The following is a 19,691-nucleotide window of genomic DNA, read 5'->3' as shown; positions in this document are numbered from 1 at the left end:
TTATCCATCAAAAATAACCCTAAAAAAGACTTTCTTTATTTAGCTTATGAACTTACCTTCTAAAACTAACCCTGTGCTCTCGGTAATTCCTTCACATGAAACGGCATTAAGGTATCAATCTCCTCAACAGATTGTGTATTCACATCCCACTTAAAGAAACTCAGCACCATCTTGTCTTTCGTAAAGTCTACTAAGGTAAAACCATGCTGCTCAATCGGTTTAATCTCTTCAGAAAAATCGAGCACTTGAGATGGAAGCGCTGGTGTTTTACGCCAACCTTGCGATGGCCAGCCACCTGGATAAGTACCACCGGTGCCGGAGAGTGCCACGTTAATGGGATTCTTACTCAGATCAAAATTATTAGTACGTTGCATTGAGCCAAGAGCAATAGAATGCATATCACCACTAATCACCAGAGGAGTTCTTGCTTGATTACCAGAAAGTGCATTCATCAAACGATCATGCTGTTTTAACCATCCTGGCTGCCAGTAGGGTTTTGGCGTCACAATACTGAGTTTTTTATCGTCACCCAGAACGTCGGGATAAAATTCGCCCCACTTACCAGCGGACCAACCGGGAGGATTAGAGGGACAATGAATCAAGTTTTGCACATCATTACTTTTCGTGCGATTGACTAACCATTTTTCTACTTCGAGATCAACACACACTGCTGATGGTCCTGCTAAAGTTGCAGTTCTTCTTACGTCATACAAAAGAATTTCTGCCAAATTACCAAAGCGGATCGTGCCAAAACTTTCTGATACACCGCTAGGTCGATCGGCAGCATACGAATAAGGAAGGCCTTTAGGACGATTCGAATCGGCTAAGAATTCTGGGTAATACATGGACTGTGTTGCGCGAGCTAACTGCAACATAAAATAAGACGGTGGAAAGGTAATGATTTCATCAAAGGCATCATCATTATCAAAATAGTCATGATCGTCTTGCAGGAAAAATACGGGAGTAGACCTAAAATCAGCCCCGTAAACAGAAGCAATTTGTGGGCCTACAGCTTTCTTCAGAACTGTCTCATTATCTGCGCCGAGAACTAGGCCAGCACGATCGAATGTTCCAGCAATCTTGATGGACCGTTCCGTATTGCCACCATACCTGACCTTCGAAGTACTCGGAGAAAGTAAATCCCAATAAACATGGTCACCATTCACAATAGTTGCTTGTGGTTTAAAACTCAGTGCACGTCGAAGGAGGCGATTTCTAACTTCATTGGGTAAAAATCCAGCCGCTTCATGTCCGCCGACACAAGAGATAAATAATGCTTTGAATTGACCAGGATTAGCGTCCTTCGCAGGGAACGTCATTAAATCCCACGGCTGACATAATTGTGCACCTTGTTGGCTTTTGAGACTCATTTGATAAGTTTGAGCGGGCTTTAAATTCTTCGCAAAAAACTGCCAAAACTCCCCCTGCGTATCCGTCATTTTGCCGAACACTACCTGATTACCAATGCGTAAAATGGGAGGATTTTTCTGGGCTTGATTTAGAGAGAGTTTAATGAGAATTTCAGAGTCACTGACCGTAGGGAGAATATGTCGCACCTGGCCATGATCCCAATTTTTGTCAGACAATGGCTTGGCGGATGCGGAAGAAATCATTAAATCACTTGGTGCATTAACATAAAGAGCAGCAGCACTCGCCCCTTTTAGAAAATCTCGTCTTTCCATGGCAAATCCTTTGTTAATTTGTCTTCTTCATTAATCTCGTTGTTCATCTCATGAGCAGTTCTCAAGTAACGCCGATATTTATTTCATCTGCTGTAACTTGGTCTGTCCGTCTCCTAGGAAATAGTCTACCTTAATTTCGAGTGAATCATTGCTTTCATGAGTGATTCCGTAGTGCCGTCTTTTCACTACAGTCTTTACAGTAATATTTACCTGCAATCTCAAATGACTGTATGCTAAGTTTTTTAATGCACTGATAGCAATAAAGATTCGTTGATGGGATAAATTTTCGCTCCGGAAAATCTAAAATACTTGCAACTTTATTGTCTGCGGGAGTTACGTGTACTTTTCCAAATACTAATTTCCAGACTTTCGGAATAAGAGAGCGTCGAAAGACGCCATAGATCACTACAATTCCAAATAAAACTTCTAAAGTAAGTAGCCAATGTGCTCCAATCCAAGAAAGGGCTACTGAACCGAGCAGATAAGCCATGAAAATACCTAGTACTACTAAAAGATAAGGCCAGATTGCTACCAATATCAGGGCTTTAATAATGGTGCCTAAAAGACTATCAGGACCATTTTCATCCATTTCATCTGACATGATGCTTTCTTGGTACTTGAATGCTCCAGTCATAGGCAGTATCAATCAAAAGAGCGGCTTGTTTCGACAGATATTGTGGAGATGGAATGATTCTGACTCGTCCCAAATCTAATCGATCAGCATCCCAACAGGTTTGAATCGTTTTATTGGTTGACACCTCTCCACCCGAATGATGTTTCATGGCATAACAAAGAGTGTCGAGTTGCTTTGGGGTTAACTGAAAGAAAGTCCCCTGGATCCCGTGAGCAAATTCTGCAGCACGCTTACCGTGTAAAAGATCTCGATGTTCATCGAAACGACAACTATCATGTAGGAAGCCAAATAGTTCAATCACCAACAAATCCGCCTTACGTATTGTGCCGATTGTTTTGCCGTGATGCAAGACACGCGCCCAATGATTCGCACCATGGACACCATGCCAATTGAGCTTAAATTCACGTTTGATTAAAGCAACTAATCCTGAACGATCAAAGTCCATCGTTGAATATCCCTGAATGAAGTCTTTTTATTTTACTCTTGAGCTGCTACTCAACTAAGTCAGTGGATAAAAGCCTCCGAGGACTCAGAGTTTCCCTCAGGATTCTTAGTTTGCTTAGACACCAAAAATTCTTTCTTTTCTAAGGCAACAATCAAATACGCATCCATAGCTACCCTAAAGGCCTCATAACCGTCCTCCTTCCCAAAAAGGAAAGTTAGACTATAAATGAGATTATCAGCATCCTCACCATCCACAGTGATTGTATTGATCTCAATGTGATCAACGATACGAAGACCTCTGGTAAAGTCTGGTTTATCGCTATCAACCCAACTTAAGTCAAGACGATCAATATCAAATCGTAAGCTACGAAATAAGTTATTTATAGAAAAACGAGCACCGTTCAAAAATGTATAGTCACGCATGATTTCTCCTCTATTCATTAGGTAGCTTTAGTATAAAAAAGAGCGGGCTCATCCATTGAGCTAGTCCTCTAAATGTATCTAATAAATGAGCAAATCTCAAAACGAAAAGAATGTCATCGATGCTTTTTATCCGCAATCATCACATCTTGATTTGGTGATAAAAAACCCTCCGGGGTGAGCATTGCTAAGAGACTTGGAAGCTGTTGTTAATGTAAAGTTTACATAAAAATGATATTTTTTCATTTGTTGAAGGCATAGTTACAATATTTTTTAGATGAATAAGCTATTCAATAAATGATCTCCTCACCTTTACCATTTTTCTTGCTCATGATTGGTTATTCAAAAAAAATACAACACCAAGAATATGCAGTTGAACTATGATGGTACAGTTTCTTTGCCCAGTGAATCTAACACCAAGTCTGAAACCAAGTCCAATGTTTCACAATAATGATAAAAAAGTGATTTAACAACCATGAAGAAATTCTTCTACGTCTTACCCATTTGTCTTTTCATTCTTACTGGATGTAATAAAAACGCTGAAACAAAAATTGTTTTTATGTGTAAGGGACTCTTAAGCTCTTCACATACCCAAAACAATGGAACTACTCTAGAAACACCACTAAAAGAAATTAATCCAACTCTTACCGTGTCGTACATACCGGTCTCAACTACCAATGAACTAAATAAAAAAAGTGATGTCTGGTTAATTGAGTCAGATAATCCAGATTTCACGTTTGTGACGAATAATCACCGTAGTGAAAACGTTGTCGAACATATGTCAGTGGTTGTAGATGAAAAAAGTATCAGGGTAAATAGTAGTTACTTAACTCAAGGTCACGATAAAACGGTCAAACTTCTCATCAATCGGTCCTCAGGTGAAATCGTCAAAGAGGAAGTCAATTTTGTTCCTGAATACACAAATCCTCAAGTTTCTAGCTACAAAGGGATCTGTGAAAAGGGTTAACAAAACTTTTCTCAATTTAGTTCATCTGAATCCTTGTTTTCGCATCGACTAATAATTTCCTGACGTCGTCAAGCGTAGTATCAGGATGGTTGTTGTAATCCATTAAACGATGTGTCTTAACACGATCACCACCGACTTCATTCAAAACTTCACGGACTTTTTCATGGGCAGGTTGTCGATAATGGACTCCACCCGAAACCTCTATCGTTGCCTGCGTTAAGGCGCAAAACAAACTGATCTTACTGGCGTTAGGTAAACAAATCCGATTATCGTTTTTGTTCCAAACATCAGGGCTAGCAAGCAGCTGGAGAGATCGATCAATGATATTTAAATCATCTTGGGTCGCAGGCAAGACCTTGTAGGCATTAATGGTCACTTGTAAGACATCACCCTCTTCCTGCATTGATGCTAATGGAAACCAACCAAAGGGTAATTTAGCAACTTTGCTAGATACATACTTACTATCGGCAATCTCAAACCGGGTGGGATCCTCGGGATACTTTCCTTCCATCTTGCCTAAGTAATTCCCCCTCAAATCTACTTTCTTTAGACTTGCTCTGACTAGCCTTGGTGGTGAAGAGTCACTACAAGACTGTAATAATTTATCAAAGTTAGCTTTTAAAGCATTTACCGCACAGGGCACACTACAAGTTCCTGCAAACTCGCTTCCATTATTTTTTAATTTACATACGACTAAGTCTTGGTTCGATTGACTCAGTACTATGTTCGAATTCAATAGTAAGAAAATAGGTAGTGATAAGGTAAGGAACAATTTGCCTAATGTGTGTTGTTGATTTTTTATCATCTCAAATCCTCATAGTTTCCTTTATAAGGAATGACGTGCCGCACTCCTCCTTTCGGATACTCGGTATCGCCTTTTCTTCTTGGGATTAAGTGAACATGGCAATGCCAAACCGACTGACCTGCAGTTTCGCCGCAATTCATGCCAATGTTATAACCGTCGATAGTTGCATCAAACTTACTTAAGTATTCTTTCTGAGAATGTAATAAGTGGTGAATCGCAATCACTTCCTCTTGGGATAAACCAAAGTAATCGAGTACATGTCGTTTAGGGATAATAAGTGAATGATGCTCAGATACTGGAAAGGCATCGCGAATCACCAAGGCCAAATCATTCTCCTCAACAATTCGACCACGATCGATTGTTTGTACATTACAGAATAAACAACCGTCATGTCTGTTTTCACTCATTTTATGTTTCCTCTAGATTCTTTAGTGATATTCAAGATTTTATCCGGTCAAGCTTACCTTAAAAGTTTTGATACTACAAAACTCTCAATTTCATAATAAGATTTATATGACCGATTACTTTCATGAGAATGGAGAAATCAGAATTCCATGAAGTACAAATAGGCAGGGCCCGAGGATAAGCTGAGGCAAGAGATACTGGGAATGTTAACTGAAGTAACCCAAGTACTTTGCAAGCAATTTATTAATCCCAAAATCCAATAGTGAACTCAACAAAGGGTTAAACAATTTTTTTGATGGGGATAATTGTGGTTACTTAATTGTAGGAAAACATCTGTTAATGAACTTTACTTGAATTGACTACTTTATTTTGTAGTCTTGTTTTTTCTAAGGGATTTATCGATTGATCATTTAAGGCTTCTGCTAATATGAAATGATGAAAGCACTCAAAAGTACATTAGCAAAAACCATCTTATCTGACTCAAGGAATAGAGAGAAATTAACAAATTTTTTAGCACAAGATACTAATGCATCTGATCATTCCCATAATGAAACAATGGAACTCTTGGTGAACAATAAAACTATCAAAATTTTCGTTAAAGTAGTTTCAAAAGCAAATTGACTTGATGAATTTCGCTTTACCCGCAACATTAATATTGTTAATCTTACTTCCAGGCTTTATTGTAAGATCAAGATTTAAAAGGGTTAAAAAACAATCCCTTGATTTTTCTCCCTTTGGTTTAGCCTTCACAGAAGGAATTTGTTGGGCTATCTTCTTACTTCAAAATTTGTCTAATTATCAAAAAGCTGTAAATCATAGGTATTATTTGATGGTGACAAAACGCCACCAGAACAAATTAATCAAGGTTAATGATGACTATTCCTTACAATGATATTCGTAACTCTAATGATCCTGATATATCAGGATCCTACTATGCAATGCAACGAGCAGGACAAGCTGCCATAGACTTAGCAATCCAAACTAATACTGCAATTGTGACCACAGTTGACGGCAAAATTGTTCGCATCACTGCTGCCGAACTCATCAAGCAACGGCAATCAACTTCATCAAACATTACAACCATTTGAGTTCATAGAGTTCTCTAAGTTATAACTACCTGCAGCACAAATTCAAGTTTAAACTTACCCAGAGTCAACCCATCATGATTGAATGAACTTACACCTAAGTAAGTATCATAAAAAGGTCAGTATCACTTTGCACTAGACCCAAATCTATCCAGCTTCAATGTAACAATTCTTCGTTTCCAAAATCATTCTCTGTTAAAGTAATTACATATAAAAATAAATAAAAATTAATTCAATTCATTGAATTTGGGGACAATAATGCTGAAAACCTTCAAGTATTACGGCTTAGTTATTGGTTTTTTTTGTGTGTTTAATTCTTTTGGCGCAGGCTATCCTGAGCGTCCAATCACCCTTGTCGTGCCTTCTACGCCTGGGGGTGGGACAGACACTACCTCACGGATCATCGCGCCGAAGTTATCCGAATATTTAGGTCAACAAATCGTCATTATTAATCGCCCTGGTGCCAGTGGCAATATTGGCGCTGCTTCCGTTGCAAATGCTGCACCAGATGGCTATACCCTACTCACCTTAATTTCTTCGAATATCATCAATCCGCATTTGTATGAGAAAGTCCCTTACGATATTGAAAAGGACTTTACCCCCATCTCACGCACCGTGATGGTACCAGGGGTGCTAATTGCTAACAAAAAGTTCCCGCCAAATAATCTACAGGAAATGATTACCTATCTGCGGGCAAACTCTACCAAGGTGAACTTTGGTTCTGCCGGTATTGGAAGTTTTTCGCATTTAATGATGGAGTTCTTTCAATTAAATGCAGGCGTGAAACTCTTACATATTCCCTATAAATCGACCTCTCAAGCCTTTACGGATGTTTTATCCAATCAAATCTCCTTAATGATTGTGGATATCGCTCTGGCCCAACCTTATATTAAAAATGGTGCCTTGAAAGCCTATGGGGTGAGTTCCTCGAAAAGATCAACCGTAGCACCAGATATTCCAACGCTTTCCGAAGCAGGTTTAAAAAGCTTTGATGTTTCACAATGGTTTGGCTTGGTGGGACCGGCTAAATTACCACCGGAGATTACTGAAAAAATCTACGCTGCGCTTAAGAAAACTTTAGAAGATCCAGAGATTAAAGAAACGTTTACCAGAGAAGGCATGATTATTGCACCAAGCGCCTCTCCCAGTGAATTTAAGAGCTTTATGTCCGCGGAAAGTGTGAAGTGGGCAGAAATTATTAAAGAAGCAAATATTAAGAAAGAGAAAGATTAATGAAGCAAATATTACTAAATAAGGAACAGCAATGAGCATTGTTTTAAAAGGGGTGATGCAAAGCCCCGTTACTCCACTGCATGATGACTTTAGCCCTGATTATGAGACCTTTGAAAAACTGATTGATTTTCATGTACGAACAGGAGCGACCGCCATCTCTTGGCCACACCATAAGGCCGAGTCGCATAACTTTACAATGCCACAACGTAAGGCACTGGCTGAAGTGGCGATTAAAGCCGTGAACAAGCGGGTACCGGTCTCCATCCATGTCAGTGCCCTCGCCGTAGAAGATTCCTTTGATCTGGCCAAACATGCCCAAGCAGCAGGTGCAGATGCCATCATTGCGATTACGCCCTATTTCTGGAAATACTCACCCGAGTCGATTTACAACTATTTTGTAGCACTCGGTACTTCCATTGATTTACCGATGATTGCTTATAACTCACCGAGTTATTTGGACGGGATTGAATTTACCAGTGAACTCACAACAAGATTGCTTGAGCGCTTACCGAATTTAATTGCCATGAAAGAAGCAAGCTTCGATAGTGAAAAATTCTTTGAAATCTTAAAGGCGGCCAAAAAAGTTCGCCCCGACTTTTCGATGATTGCTGGGGTTGAGTATTTGTTGCCTTCCATTAGTCTAGGAGGGGCTGGTTCTTACTCTTCCGCTGGAGCCATTTGTCCGTATCTATGCGTGCAACTGTATGAGGCATGTATCAATAATCAGTGGGACAAGGCGCGTGAGTTGCAATACAAACTGGCACAGTTATGGAGCTTGTTTAGAGATCAATATCCATCCTCTTTAAAAGGTGGCATGGTGATTATGGGTAGACCCGTTGGACCTACCAGTGCGCCACTGCCAACGGCGTCACCAGAGCGGATCAAGTTCATTGAGAAAAATTTAATTGAGTTAGGTATTGTTGATACCGAACCTCACGGTTGGTAAGAAAAGGAATGACATTTTGAATACTTTTAATTTTGGTTTAGTACCTTCGTTGTTAACACCCTTCAAAGATGGCAAGATTGACTATCCAACACTTGAGAAATTGATTGAACTAAATATTCAACAACAGGTTGATGGTTTGGCCATCCCTACCCATATTGGTGAGTCAGTCAGTATCACAGGGATTGAGCGCAAGGAACTGTTTCAATTTGCGGTACAAACTGCCAAAGGTCGGATTCCGATTATCGGCAATGTAAGTGAGGCAGGAACCGACTTGGCTTGTGATCTCGCCAGAGCAGCGCATGACGCCGGTGTGAGTGCTTTGTATGCGTGTGTGCCCTATTACTGGACGCCACCAGAGTCGATGCTGCTGGAGCATTTCACGAAGATTGGCAAAGCAGGTCAATTACCCTTCTTTGTGTATAACTCACCGGAAGAAATGAGTGGCGTTAAAGTTAGTACGAACCTCGCGATGAATCTTATTCGAGATTTACCAGAGTTTGCTGGCATTATTGATATGAGTCTGGATTGGCAATACATGATTGCAGTCATCTCTGAGGCAAAACGAATAAAGCCGAGTTTTCAGTTAGTGACTGGTACAGAATATATGATTTCTGCCAAAGCAATTGGTGCGACGGGTTTACTTTCCCCGCTAGCGAATGTAGCGCCAAAACTAGTACGTGAGTTATATGATGTTTGTATGCAAGAACAATTCCAAGCGGCTTATGATTTACAAGTTGACGCGGCATTTTTGTATCGCTTATTCAATCAATATGGCATCTCTGGCTTGAAAGTCATTAGTCAGCATTTAGGCAGAGATCTAGGGACTCCGCGGGTTCCACTAGATCAGTTAAATTCTGAGCAAGTAGCCGCTCTTTTAAAAGAATGGCAATCTTGTAAGAGCGTTACGAGTGAACATCATGGTTGGGGAGTTTAATTGAACAAGCCTTCTGTTCTTATTACTGGTGCATCTTATGGGGTGGGACAACAAGCAGCCTATGTCTTTGGGAAGCAAGGGTATCAGGTTGCTATTACCGCGACCAAACTCTCGAACTTAGAGACGACTAAACAGCATCTTCAAGAGTTGGGAGTCGAAGCACTGTGTTGTGAACTAAATCTTCGCTCGCAAGAAAGTATCACGCAGATCATTGAAAAAGTGACTACTCATTTTGGTGGTCTTGATGTATTGGTTAACAATGCTGGTGAGAATATTCGTAAATTAGCGGTGGATGTCACCCTAGAAGATTGGGATGGATTAATGACAACCAATCTGACTGGGACCTTCTTTATGTCTCAGGCCTTTGGGAAATATTTGATTGAGCGCCAATTACCTGGCTCAATTATTCAAGTAGCTTCTGTTCATGGTCTAGTTGGTGCCAAGGAAAGATCAACGTATGGCATTAGTAAAGCTGCGATTTTGCACATGACCAAGATGCTCGCGATTGAATGGGCAGATCATCAAATCCGAGTGAATGCTGTGGCGCCTGGGCGTCTGGAGACAGATTCGCCTTCAAGAGCAACAACAGGTAGTAACCCAGAATATATGGCAGCAATGCTGAAGAAGATTCCACTACATCGCTTAGCGACTGCAGAAGAAGTGGCTCAGGCTATTTATTATTTAGCAAGTCCCGCAGCAAGTGCAATTACTGGTCAGACGATTGTGTTGGATGGGGGGATGGTGGTGGCTTGATTGGGCATAACTGAGTTTAATAAGTCCATGGATGTTGATCACTTCTTAAACCATGCCACTTTTAAGTTCAGCTATTAATGAGGGATTACCATAAGTCTTGCTTTATCTATTTTTTATAGTAATGTATAGTTTATAAATGCCTTTAATTACACATAGAGTTAAAGTCAGTGTAATTTTGGTACTTAGTATTAAAGAGCATTCGCCTGACAAAACTATGATGGTTACAAACCACTAAGATATGACAAATAATGGAGACTAGATAAGGTCAAGCCTGTCTTAAAAATTCTATGAATAATTTTGATGATCAACATAAACCCCTTATCTATTCATTTAAACGATTTGATAATAAAGAGCAGATTTCAAAATCACATTCGTTAGTCAATATTTGTACTGAAGCGATCGATTTAAATGGCATGCAAAAGGAAGCATTTGTATCTGCTGGCCGAAATAGTTCTGGTTGGCGAATTCCGACTGATGAAAGTGTGCAATTACGAGGTGAGGATGCGGCACCACAACCCTTGGCACTTCATAATGCATCAGTGCAAATATGTTTATTAAATCAAGTTAAACAGATATTTAAAGCTAATCAAATTGAAAGTCAAAAAATTGCAATTAAAGTAGATTCTTACTTCAATATTAAAGGCTCTTTTTATCGCGGAGATGTTAAAAGTTGTCTAAAAGATTTAGTCATTCAATTCGATATTCAAGCAAATTTAAGTGAAGAAAAAATGAGTGCGTTAGCACTCGAGGCTTTGCGAAAGTCTCCAATCATTCGTGCAATTCGCTATCCGATGAAAAATACGTTTTCAATCAAAGCAAATGGTAAAAAAATTAAATTACCAAATAGCATGCAATCAGGGCTTGAGCAAGTAAGTGATCCCCTAGAGAGAATTAAAGCGCTACAAAATATCATTCCCGAAAATCAATCTAAAAACAAAATTTTAGAAAAAAAAGTTAATTCAACTTTAGAACCTACAAAGCCTGGAGAAATTCCTGTAGGTCTTCTTCCTGATATTGATAGAACAATTCATATTAGAGGTACTGGTTTTGCTATTAATGATTCTGAAAATGAAGTGCAAACAAGTTTTTTTCATCCACTAGGAAGCGTATTTCAATACCGTAGTGATCTCCATAACGAGGATGTTTCAGGATTTCAAGCTCCTTCGGCACTAACCTATCATGGTGCTGCTTTGGCCTTTTGTTTTATGACACAATTTCATCGCTACGGATCAGTAAATAAGATCGATTTAGATGCTTTAAGAATCGTGCAACTAACACCTTTTGATTTAGATCCTACCAATGACCAAAACCTATCTTTCGATACCCATATTTTTGTCGATGGCGACTTTAGTGATTCTATCGCTACAGACTTAGTTAGGATGGCGCATCAGGTCTGTTTTTTACACGCCGCACTTGAAAGTAAAAACGATATTCATTACTCAATACAACTCAATGATGTAGAAATTATTCACCAAAATCAATTAGATAAATAATTATTAAGGATGCCGTCTTGGCATCTTGCTGTAAATTTTATTCAACGAGGTTTTACTAAATATCTTATGCGCTATTTATTTGTTCTCATCGTTTTAATATTTACTTCCCCGGCATTCAGTCAGGGCTATCCTAATCGGGCAATTACTATGGTGGTTCCATTCGCACCAGGGGGTTCTGCCGACACCATCGCTCGTCCATTAGCAGACCATCTAGGTAGACAATTAAACCAATCCATTATTATCTCTAACCGTGGTGGTGCAGGCGGTGCTCCAGGAACCGCATTTGCCCTAAGTGCTAAGCCAGATGGATACACCATACTATTTAACCTTTCTACAATTTCTGCCTCTCCTGAAGCTGATAAACTTTTCGATAAAAAACCTCTATATGAATTAAAACAATTAGTTCCTATCGCGTTAATATCATCGGAACCCCTGGTATTAGTTGTCAAAACCAATTCTCCATTCATGAATATGAATGACCTGATCAAAGAAGCAAAAGCAAAGCCTTCAAAAATCACCTATGGTTCATCAGGTGTTTACGGCCCGATTCATTTAGCAATGGAAATGTTTGCTAATGCTGCTGAAATTAAATTACAGCATATCCCTTATACAGGAGCAGGTCCTGCTCTGACTGCACTGCTTGGTGGTCATCTGGATATCTCTATTTTGGCTCTCAATAATGCTCTAACTCATCAAAAAGCTGGAACGATTCGAATTTTAGGAAGTTGGTCTAGTCAACGAAATAATCTGATACCGAATGTACCAACCTTAAAAGAAATCGGTATAAATGTTGAATACCCTAATTGGGGCGGACTTTTTGTTTCTAACAATACACCGGATGAAGTGATACAAACCTTACGCAATTCTGTGAAGTTACTTTCAACTAACCCAGATTATTTAAAATCAATGGAGAACCTAAGTATCCCAGTAACTTACCTAGATGCCCCTGAATTTGATAAGTTTTGGAAATTGGATGCGACTAGAATAGGTGAAACACTCAAGAAAATAGGTAAAGTTGATTAGTGTATTAATTTGTATTATTTGAAAATTTTGTAAAAAAATAAAAGGAGACAGTATGAAAGGTTTAGAAATTTCCCCATCAGAAATGGAGCAATATGTTGCTCGATTTAATGACTTATCCCCAAGCAAGAAAAGCTTTAAAGTAGAAAATACAGGCATTCCTGGCGAGGCCTATGAAATGATAGCTGCGCATAGCGTCTACTCAATCATGGCGCCAGAGGGTAATACGCGTAAGGCAGCAAAGCCCGGAGTAATCGGAGTTCCTGGACTCGAGGTTGCGATTGCTGAATGCCCCCCAGGAAATGGGCCGGCACTTCACAACCACCAGAGAACTGTAGAAACCTTCATGTGCCTAACTGGTCAATATGAAATCGTTTGGGGTAACAATGGGGAACATAGCGTTGTTCTCGAACCATTTGATTTATGCTCAGTGCCTCCTGGGGTCTATAGACGCTTTAAAAATGTTTCCCAAGTTCCCAATGCTAAATTACTAGTCTTGGTTCAAGGTAAGGTTGAAGATACTTTTGGCGATGTAGCTTTCGATCCTAGAATTGCAACCGAAGTTGAATCACGCTGGGGTCCAGAAGTAATTAAAAACTTTAAAAATATTGGTATCACTTTTGGCGAAAGTAACTGATCCAACATTGACACTTTTACAACAAAGAAACACATTTAATTCACAGGAGACAAAGATGTCCTATTCAGAAGAAGAAATTGAAAAAACTCGGATTGCGCGCTGGGGAAAAGTTGCACCTTACGGAGAGTCTTTTATTGAAAGTCGTATTCCAGGTTTTCAGAAAAACTTGTACAAGATCATTAATCGTGGCGTTTTAGAAAATAAAGGTGTTGAACCAGCTATTCAAGGGGATCATCGTTTTGGTGTGAGCTTAATTGAGATCATGCCTGGACAAGGCGCTAACCTGCACTCACATCTTACAGAGGAGGTTTTCTTTCCTCTAAACGGAAAAATGATCGTGTTTTGGGGAGATAATGCCGAACATCAGGTTGAACTCAACCAATGGGATTGCTTCTCAGTGCCAGTCGGCTTGATGAGAGGGTTTAAAAATCCAAATGACTTTAATTTAGTAGTCTATTCCATCGTTGGTGGAACCGATGCAGAAGTTGGCAAAATCACTTGGCATCCTGATGTTCTTAAAATGGCCGATGAAACAGGACTAACTTTTGGTAATGATGGATTCTTAAAAGACAAGTAAGCAAATTTAGGAGATTGAAATGATGCATCTAGTTAAATTTTTATTAATAAGCCTTCTTTTTCTATCTCCTAATTCGTCTGTATTCGCACAAAACTATCCGTCGAAACCGATCAAAATGATCATTGGATATCCGCCAGGAGCTGCCACTGATCTTTTTGGCAGAGCCATTGCAAAACAATTACAAGACTCCATGGGACAGGCAATTGTTGTAGAAAACAAAGTGGGAGCTGCAGGTACTGTTGCAGCGGAGTCAGTTGTAAGGTCATTGCCAGATGGTTATACGATTTTAAATAGTGCTTCACAGATCACCATTAACCCATTTGTTCAAAAATTGTCGTTTAATTCGGAGAAAGATTTAATCCCATTAATCCAAACAATTTCTGTTTCTTATGTATTAGTAGCAAACCCTAAATTTACTGCAAATAATTTAACTGAATTAGTCGATTACGCATCTAAAAACTCTGGGAAAATTAACTACGGATCATACGGTAGTGGTTCTGGCCCCCATCTAAGTATGGCTATGCTTGAAAAAGCGGCTGGTATTCAAATGCAACATATTCAATACCGCGGATCACCACAACTACTAACTGCGCTGATGGCTGGAGAAATTGATATTGCCTTTGACACCACCACATCTACCTTGTCTCTCTTTCAAAGCGGTAAAATTAAAGCATTGGCAATCGGTGGATCAAAGCCTTCTGAGTTATTTCCTAATGTACCCACTATTTCAAAATACTATCCAGGCTTTGACTCAGATGGATGGCAAGGCCTCTTCCTCCCTGCAAACACTCCAAGTGAAATTGTGAAAAAGCTCAATTTAGAAGCAAATATTGCTCTTAAAAATCCAGTGCTCAAATCTCTAGCTGATAGTAGAGGTGTCAGAATCGAGGGTGGTTCCAGTGAACAATTTTCTTTACTCTTCAAAAAAGAGCTAAAAAAATATGAGCAACTGATTATAGAAAATAACATTAAGATGGATAACTAAGCGAATCAAATTTTCGCTTTTTCGTAACCCCTAAAAAGACTGCGATCATTTTTATACTAATCAAGAACAAGAAATTACCCAATCAGTAACTAACTTGCTCAAAGATAAATGGCCTCATCTGAAATTTCTTACCTAGTGTCTATTGAATGTCGTTAATCACCCTAAAGGAATAGGTATTCGCCTATCATCATCATGAAATATCCTGAGACACCACTCAACCCAAAATTATTAAGCGTCATGCAAAAAATGAAAGAAATAGGTCTTGGTCCGGTGGACGTAACGACCGCAGATCTTTCCTATGCTCGCGCAGAATTAGAAAAACAATATGCTTATCTTAATGAAGAACCATTCCAAGTTTCAAAAGTTCAAACCTTAACAATGAATTTTGAGGATGAGTCGATTAATATAAGACTTTACCTGCCGGATACACCATACGAATCATCAACATTCGGCATCTATTTACACGGTGGCGGTTGGACATTTGGTAATGAACAAACGCATGACGGCATAGCAAGAGCTTTTTGTAAAAGTAGTCAGTTACCTGTTGCATCGATTGGCTATACCCTTGCACCTAGTAAGAAATTTCCATTTCAGAATCGACAAATTGCTGATACCCTTGAATATTTAACGCAGGTTTTCCAAGAACAATTTGGACTTACTCAAGATAGCATCAAGTTTATTTTCATTGGCGATTCTGCAGGTGCAAATTTAGCTTTAGCTACATATCAAGATTATTTAACAGATTCAATCCGATCCCGAATGATAGGAATGATTCTTTATTATGGAGTTTATAGTGGCGATACTAACTCAGAGTCTTGGAAAAGAATTGGCGATGGTCGATATGGTTTATCTGCTAAAGCAATGAGTTGGTATTGGCATCAATACCTTGATAAGATCGAACAAATAGATCTTCACCAAACTTCACCCCTACTATCGAATGAACCATCTCTTCCCCCTATGTTGTTAATAGTCGGGAACTTAGATCCCTTATTAGATGACACGTTAATGTTTGCAGAAAAACTAAAGCGTCTCAATATAGCGCACCAAGTCATTGTCCTTGAAGGTTATCCGCACGGATTTCTGCGTTTCTGCAATCAAGTCGACAGTGTCTATGACATCATCAAAGAGTCTAGTCTAGCAATGCAACAAATGGCAAAAGGAGTTTTTTCATGAAAATTAAAACAGTTGAGAGTTTTATCGGTCGTCTAAAGCTTGGCATACCATTAAAAATGGCAGGATCATTAATTGAAACTTCAGATAATTTATTTATTCGGATAGAAAGTGACGACGGATTTGTAGGATGGGGAGAAGCTGCTTCAGCACCGAACATGACGGGTGAAACCCCTGCTAGTATGCTCGGTACAGCAAGGCATCTCATCCCGAGAATTATTGGGAAAGACTTTTTAGATGCGGAAAGTTTTCTAAACCAACTAGACAAAGGTATTATTAGTAATAATGCGGCAAAATCTGCTATTGAAATGGCCTTCATGGATGCCTTAGCACGCCAGAAAAAAGTTCCTCTGCATGAATTACTTGGCAAAATACAACGCTTTCATATTCCAGCTCTTTGGATGATTGCCGGACAAGGTGGAATCAAGGATGCGGATCAAGCTTTAGAAAAATATCAAGAAGGTTGGCGCTGTTTTAAAGTTAAAGCAGGTATGGAATCTCCAGAAGCTGACGCGAAAAGAACTATTGAAGTTCTGAATGCCTTACCGAAAGATGCTCAAGTTTCAGCAGATGCCAATCGAGGCTATCAACTAAAAGACGCTCTAACGTATCTTCAGTTAGTTTCTAATCAAGGCTTGGCTTTTTTTGAGCAACCAATCAATCCCAAAAATGATGATCAATGGCGTAGTCTTTCAAATGCTTCAGAGATTCCAATTGGGGTTGATGAATCACTGAGTAATATTGAAAAACTAGAGCATTTTATAGCGGACAAATTAGTTCATGGGGGCAGCTTCAAGGCGATCAAACTTGGCGGAGTGAGCCGGGTGTTTCAAGCTTGTTCAAGCGCACATGAGGCTGGCTTTAAAATCAACTTAGCTTGTAAAGTTGCTGAAACCAATATTGCCACTTCAGCTTTGTTGCAAATAGCTGCTGTCTTACCTGAAATTTCATGGGGCATTAGCTTGACGAATCTTTACTTACAAGATGAATATACTTTAAATCCGCCTTTATTTGCTGGAGGTGTTGCAACCATACCTACGGGCCATGGGATTGGAGTTGAAGTCAATGAGGAACTTTTGCGATCTACCAAAGTCGATGAAGCCAAACTATTTTAGTAAGTTACCCAAGACAACTCCCTCAGCGTCAAAGCATATTGAGGGCGTAACTTTTACTTGTTAGTCGAAATTAACTTGATCGCTCGGCCGTTCTTTTCAATATCACTTAGATAAAATTTACTGAATTGGTCAGGGGTATTACCCACTACTCGAAATCCTTGAGATTCTAATTTCGCTTTTACATCACTTTGCTGAACAATGTTAATCAAAGCTTGACTCAGCATATTTTTGATATTTTCTGGAGTTCCTCGCGGCACAAAAAATCCAAACCATGCTTCCACTTCAACTTTTGGATAACCTAATTCAGTCATCGTAGGAGTATTTGGTAGCACCATAGTTCTTGTTGGAGAAGTAACTGCTAAAACTTGTATTTTCCCACCATTGATGTGTTGTGCAGCCGCCATTGCTCCAACAAATGAAACCTCTATTTGTCCACCAATAGTATCGTTGAGAACCTGTGGCGAAGCTTTATAAGGAATACCACTCATCTCAATTCCAGCCTCTGTTTTTAAGATCTCAGCGTCTAGTTGAGCTACACTTCCATCCCCCCAATGTCCATAATTAATAGGTGTTGGAGCCTTTTTTGCATACTCAATAAATTCTTTCATGGATTGAATACCCAATTTATTATTCACGATTAAAGCCATTGGTAATGTGCTCATCATGGTCACTGGCACAAAAGATTTTCGGGGGTCATAACTCAACGATTGAAGCCAAAGATTAATCGACGCTGAACCTGAACCTAACATGATGGTATATCCATCTGATTTAACTTTTGAAAAATACTCTTCCCCAATAAGTCCATTAGCGCCAGGACGGTTTTCAACAATGACTGGTTGTCCCAACTTTTCACTTAGTAGAGGAGAAATTATTCGCCCTAAAGCATCTGAGGTGCCACCAGGACCCATTGGGATCATGATAGTAATCGGTCTATTCGGATAAGGGTTGACTTGCGCTAGAGCATCAGCAGAGTGTCCATGAAAAATTAGTATTAAAAAAAATAGATAAAACCTAATCATGAGTATCCTTCGCAAATGTTGAGTTAGATGAAAATAGTCTTATATATTATTAGGACTACTCCATAAAAAAAACTTCTTCAAATTACGTCATTACTTTTTACAAATAAAATGGCAATCCCCAAGTGCTATCCTCATACCCTTTACTTAGCGATCAATCTAATCAAGAGAAATCTTTGCTTTTTCTACAACCTTAGCCCAGCGAGCTTGCTCAGATTTAATAAAAGCGCTGAATTGGGTTGGCGTATCGCCAATTAAAACGGCCCCATCTTCAAGCATTCTCTTCGATTCTTCTTTTGAACTTAATCCCTTGGCAATCTCCTTCTGCAGCCGATCAATAATCGCTTGTGGCGTTCCCGCAGGAACAATAATCCCATACCACTGCGAAGTTTCAAAGCCCTTATAACCTAACTCCGATATCGTCGGAACATTACTCAGAACTTTTGATCTTTCAGCAGAACCGGTTGCCAATGGGCGTAGAGCCTTGCCTTTGAACTGTCCAATAAGGGATGGCAGGCCATTAAAGGTTGCTTGAATCTGGTCACCAATGAGATCCGTCAACATGGGGCCAGAACCTTTATAGGGCACATGCACTAAATCAATCCCAGCTTCCGAAGAGAAATACTCCATGGCCAAGTGCCCTGCACTGCCGTTGCCAGCAGAGCCGTAATTAATCTTTCCAGGATTCTTTTTAGCATCAGCCACTAATTCACCTAAGGTCTTGTATGGGCTTTTTTCACTGACAGCAATGATGTTAGGTACTTTGGCGATCAACGTAACAGGCGCAAAGTCTGCGTTGGGATCATAGGGTAATTTATTACCAAATAAGGCAGGATTCACCGCTAATGTGCCAACGTGACCCAGCATGAGGGTATACCCATCAGGTTTGGCACGCTTGACCTCTTCCATGGCAATATTGCCTGCTCCACCCGGTTTGTTTTCGACATAAACTGACTGGCCAAGACTCGTACTAAGACTATTAGCTACTGACCTGGCGATAATTTCTGAGGTGCCACCTGTGGCAAAGGGAACTACTAAGCGAATAGATCGTTCTGGATAGGCTGCCAATGTGATTTGCGAAACCAGCAAGCTGAATAAAGTTAAAAATAATTTAAACACGTTAAACCTTTTTTATTGTTGAATATCTGAAAGTAATACCGTATGAATCAACCAAATTATTTACATACTTTATCAGTTTAGGCTGGTGTGATGTGACAAAAGATTCGTAAATCTCAATTGAAGTATTTTTACTTGTTTAAATTTTAAAGTCTAATAACTTGATCGCATTGGCATCCAAGCATCCAAGCTATTGGATCTTTCATCATTGCTTAGTTCCGGAGTGCTCATGATGTGTCCAAGGCGAGAAAAAA

21 protein-coding genes are annotated in these 19,691 nt (G+C 39.6%); 13 read left to right on the top strand and 8 right to left on the bottom strand.

Annotated elements, in window-relative coordinates; translation table 11 throughout:
• Nucleotides 1-65 precede the first annotated feature (65 nt).
• The 4 genes from B8983_RS11750 to B8983_RS11735 form a co-directional block, all read right to left on the bottom strand.
• A complete protein-coding gene (locus tag B8983_RS11750; RefSeq protein WP_084285207.1) occupies nucleotides 66-1,682 on the bottom strand; it encodes a hypothetical protein in 1,617 nt (538 codons plus the stop codon).
• Nucleotides 1,683-1,836: 154 nt separating this feature from the next.
• Complete coding sequence (locus B8983_RS11745) at nucleotides 1,837-2,283, bottom strand: hypothetical protein (protein ID WP_084285205.1); 447 nt, start codon at nucleotides 2,281-2,283, stop codon at nucleotides 1,837-1,839.
• Nucleotides 2,273-2,761 (bottom strand): HD domain-containing protein, encoded by a 489-nt coding sequence (locus B8983_RS11740; RefSeq protein ID WP_084285203.1) that lies wholly within the window; start codon nucleotides 2,759-2,761, stop codon nucleotides 2,273-2,275. The genes B8983_RS11745 and B8983_RS11740 overlap by 11 nt, the downstream gene beginning before the upstream one ends.
• A gap of 59 nt (nucleotides 2,762-2,820) precedes the next feature.
• Nucleotides 2,821-3,183 (bottom strand): hypothetical protein, encoded by a 363-nt coding sequence (locus tag B8983_RS11735; RefSeq protein ID WP_084285201.1) that lies wholly within the window; start codon nucleotides 3,181-3,183, stop codon nucleotides 2,821-2,823.
• 472 nt (nucleotides 3,184-3,655) lie between these two features.
• Here B8983_RS11735 and B8983_RS11730 point away from each other — a divergent pair, with 472 nt between their 5' ends.
• Nucleotides 3,656-4,147 (top strand): hypothetical protein, encoded by a 492-nt coding sequence (locus B8983_RS11730; protein WP_084285200.1) that lies wholly within the window; start codon nucleotides 3,656-3,658, stop codon nucleotides 4,145-4,147.
• A gap of 16 nt (nucleotides 4,148-4,163) precedes the next feature.
• Here the strand turns inward: B8983_RS11730 and B8983_RS11725 are convergent, their stop codons facing one another.
• Complete coding sequence (locus B8983_RS11725) at nucleotides 4,164-4,952, bottom strand: DUF6197 family protein (protein ID WP_084285197.1); 789 nt, start codon at nucleotides 4,950-4,952, stop codon at nucleotides 4,164-4,166.
• Nucleotides 4,949-5,359, bottom strand: a complete 411-nt coding sequence (locus tag B8983_RS11720; protein WP_084285196.1) for an HIT family protein — start codon at nucleotides 5,357-5,359, stop codon at nucleotides 4,949-4,951. Before B8983_RS11720 ends, B8983_RS11725 begins: the two co-directional genes overlap by 4 nt.
• A gap of 867 nt (nucleotides 5,360-6,226) precedes the next feature.
• Between B8983_RS11720 and B8983_RS11705 the strand changes: the two genes are divergently transcribed.
• The 12 genes from B8983_RS11705 (at nucleotide 6,227) to B8983_RS11650 (ending at nucleotide 17,305) form a co-directional block, all read left to right on the top strand.
• Nucleotides 6,227-6,445, top strand: coding sequence for a hypothetical protein (locus B8983_RS11705; RefSeq protein ID WP_234987033.1), 219 nt, complete (start codon nucleotides 6,227-6,229; stop codon nucleotides 6,443-6,445).
• A gap of 255 nt (nucleotides 6,446-6,700) precedes the next feature.
• Entirely contained in the window at nucleotides 6,701-7,675 is a 975-nt protein-coding gene (locus B8983_RS11700; protein ID WP_084285188.1) for a Bug family tripartite tricarboxylate transporter substrate binding protein, read from the top strand.
• A 31-nt stretch (nucleotides 7,676-7,706) separates the two neighbouring features.
• Nucleotides 7,707-8,621 carry a dihydrodipicolinate synthase family protein gene (locus tag B8983_RS11695; protein WP_084285185.1) on the top strand — a complete coding sequence of 305 codons (915 nt, stop codon included), beginning with the start codon at nucleotides 7,707-7,709 and terminating at the stop codon, nucleotides 8,619-8,621.
• A gap of 16 nt (nucleotides 8,622-8,637) precedes the next feature.
• Nucleotides 8,638-9,555, top strand: a complete 918-nt coding sequence (locus B8983_RS11690) for a dihydrodipicolinate synthase family protein (RefSeq protein ID WP_159460897.1) — start codon at nucleotides 8,638-8,640, stop codon at nucleotides 9,553-9,555.
• The gene (locus B8983_RS11685; RefSeq protein ID WP_084285179.1) at nucleotides 9,556-10,308 is read left to right on the top strand and encodes an SDR family NAD(P)-dependent oxidoreductase; all 753 of its coding nucleotides are present in this window, start codon (nucleotides 9,556-9,558) and stop codon (nucleotides 10,306-10,308) included.
• Between the two features lie 287 nt (nucleotides 10,309-10,595).
• Nucleotides 10,596-11,801: an OsmC family protein gene (locus tag B8983_RS11680; protein ID WP_084285177.1), complete on the top strand. Its 1,206-nt coding sequence runs from the start codon at nucleotides 10,596-10,598 to the stop codon at nucleotides 11,799-11,801.
• 66 nt (nucleotides 11,802-11,867) lie between these two features.
• Nucleotides 11,868-12,824 carry a Bug family tripartite tricarboxylate transporter substrate binding protein gene (locus B8983_RS11675; protein WP_159460896.1) on the top strand — a complete coding sequence of 319 codons (957 nt, stop codon included), beginning with the start codon at nucleotides 11,868-11,870 and terminating at the stop codon, nucleotides 12,822-12,824.
• Nucleotides 12,825-12,876: 52 nt separating this feature from the next.
• Nucleotides 12,877-13,458 carry a cupin domain-containing protein gene (locus B8983_RS11670; RefSeq protein WP_084285170.1) on the top strand — a complete coding sequence of 194 codons (582 nt, stop codon included), beginning with the start codon at nucleotides 12,877-12,879 and terminating at the stop codon, nucleotides 13,456-13,458.
• Nucleotides 13,459-13,513: 55 nt separating this feature from the next.
• Complete coding sequence (locus tag B8983_RS11665; RefSeq protein WP_084285167.1) at nucleotides 13,514-14,035, top strand: cupin domain-containing protein; 522 nt, start codon at nucleotides 13,514-13,516, stop codon at nucleotides 14,033-14,035.
• Nucleotides 14,036-14,054: 19 nt separating this feature from the next.
• A complete protein-coding gene (locus B8983_RS11660; RefSeq protein WP_084285165.1) occupies nucleotides 14,055-15,020 on the top strand; it encodes a Bug family tripartite tricarboxylate transporter substrate binding protein in 966 nt (321 codons plus the stop codon).
• A 192-nt stretch (nucleotides 15,021-15,212) separates the two neighbouring features.
• A complete protein-coding gene (locus B8983_RS11655; protein ID WP_084285163.1) occupies nucleotides 15,213-16,193 on the top strand; it encodes an alpha/beta hydrolase fold domain-containing protein in 981 nt (326 codons plus the stop codon).
• Nucleotides 16,190-17,305 (top strand): mandelate racemase/muconate lactonizing enzyme family protein, encoded by a 1,116-nt coding sequence (locus B8983_RS11650; RefSeq protein ID WP_084285162.1) that lies wholly within the window; start codon nucleotides 16,190-16,192, stop codon nucleotides 17,303-17,305. The genes B8983_RS11655 and B8983_RS11650 overlap by 4 nt, the downstream gene beginning before the upstream one ends.
• Before the next feature lie 53 nt (nucleotides 17,306-17,358).
• On the opposite strand, the gene B8983_RS11645 is transcribed toward B8983_RS11650, so the two are convergent.
• Nucleotides 17,359-18,324 carry a tripartite tricarboxylate transporter substrate binding protein gene (locus tag B8983_RS11645; RefSeq protein WP_084285160.1) on the bottom strand — a complete coding sequence of 322 codons (966 nt, stop codon included), beginning with the start codon at nucleotides 18,322-18,324 and terminating at the stop codon, nucleotides 17,359-17,361.
• A 156-nt stretch (nucleotides 18,325-18,480) separates the two neighbouring features.
• Entirely contained in the window at nucleotides 18,481-19,440 is a 960-nt protein-coding gene (locus tag B8983_RS11640; RefSeq protein ID WP_084285159.1) for a Bug family tripartite tricarboxylate transporter substrate binding protein, read from the bottom strand.
• Nucleotides 19,441-19,691: the final 251 nt, after the last annotated feature.

Source organism: Polynucleobacter kasalickyi (genome assembly GCF_900176405.1).
In the GTDB taxonomy this organism is placed as follows: domain Bacteria; phylum Pseudomonadota; class Gammaproteobacteria; order Burkholderiales; family Burkholderiaceae; genus Polynucleobacter; species Polynucleobacter kasalickyi.
This window is presented reverse-complemented; position numbering and strand designations above follow the sequence as displayed.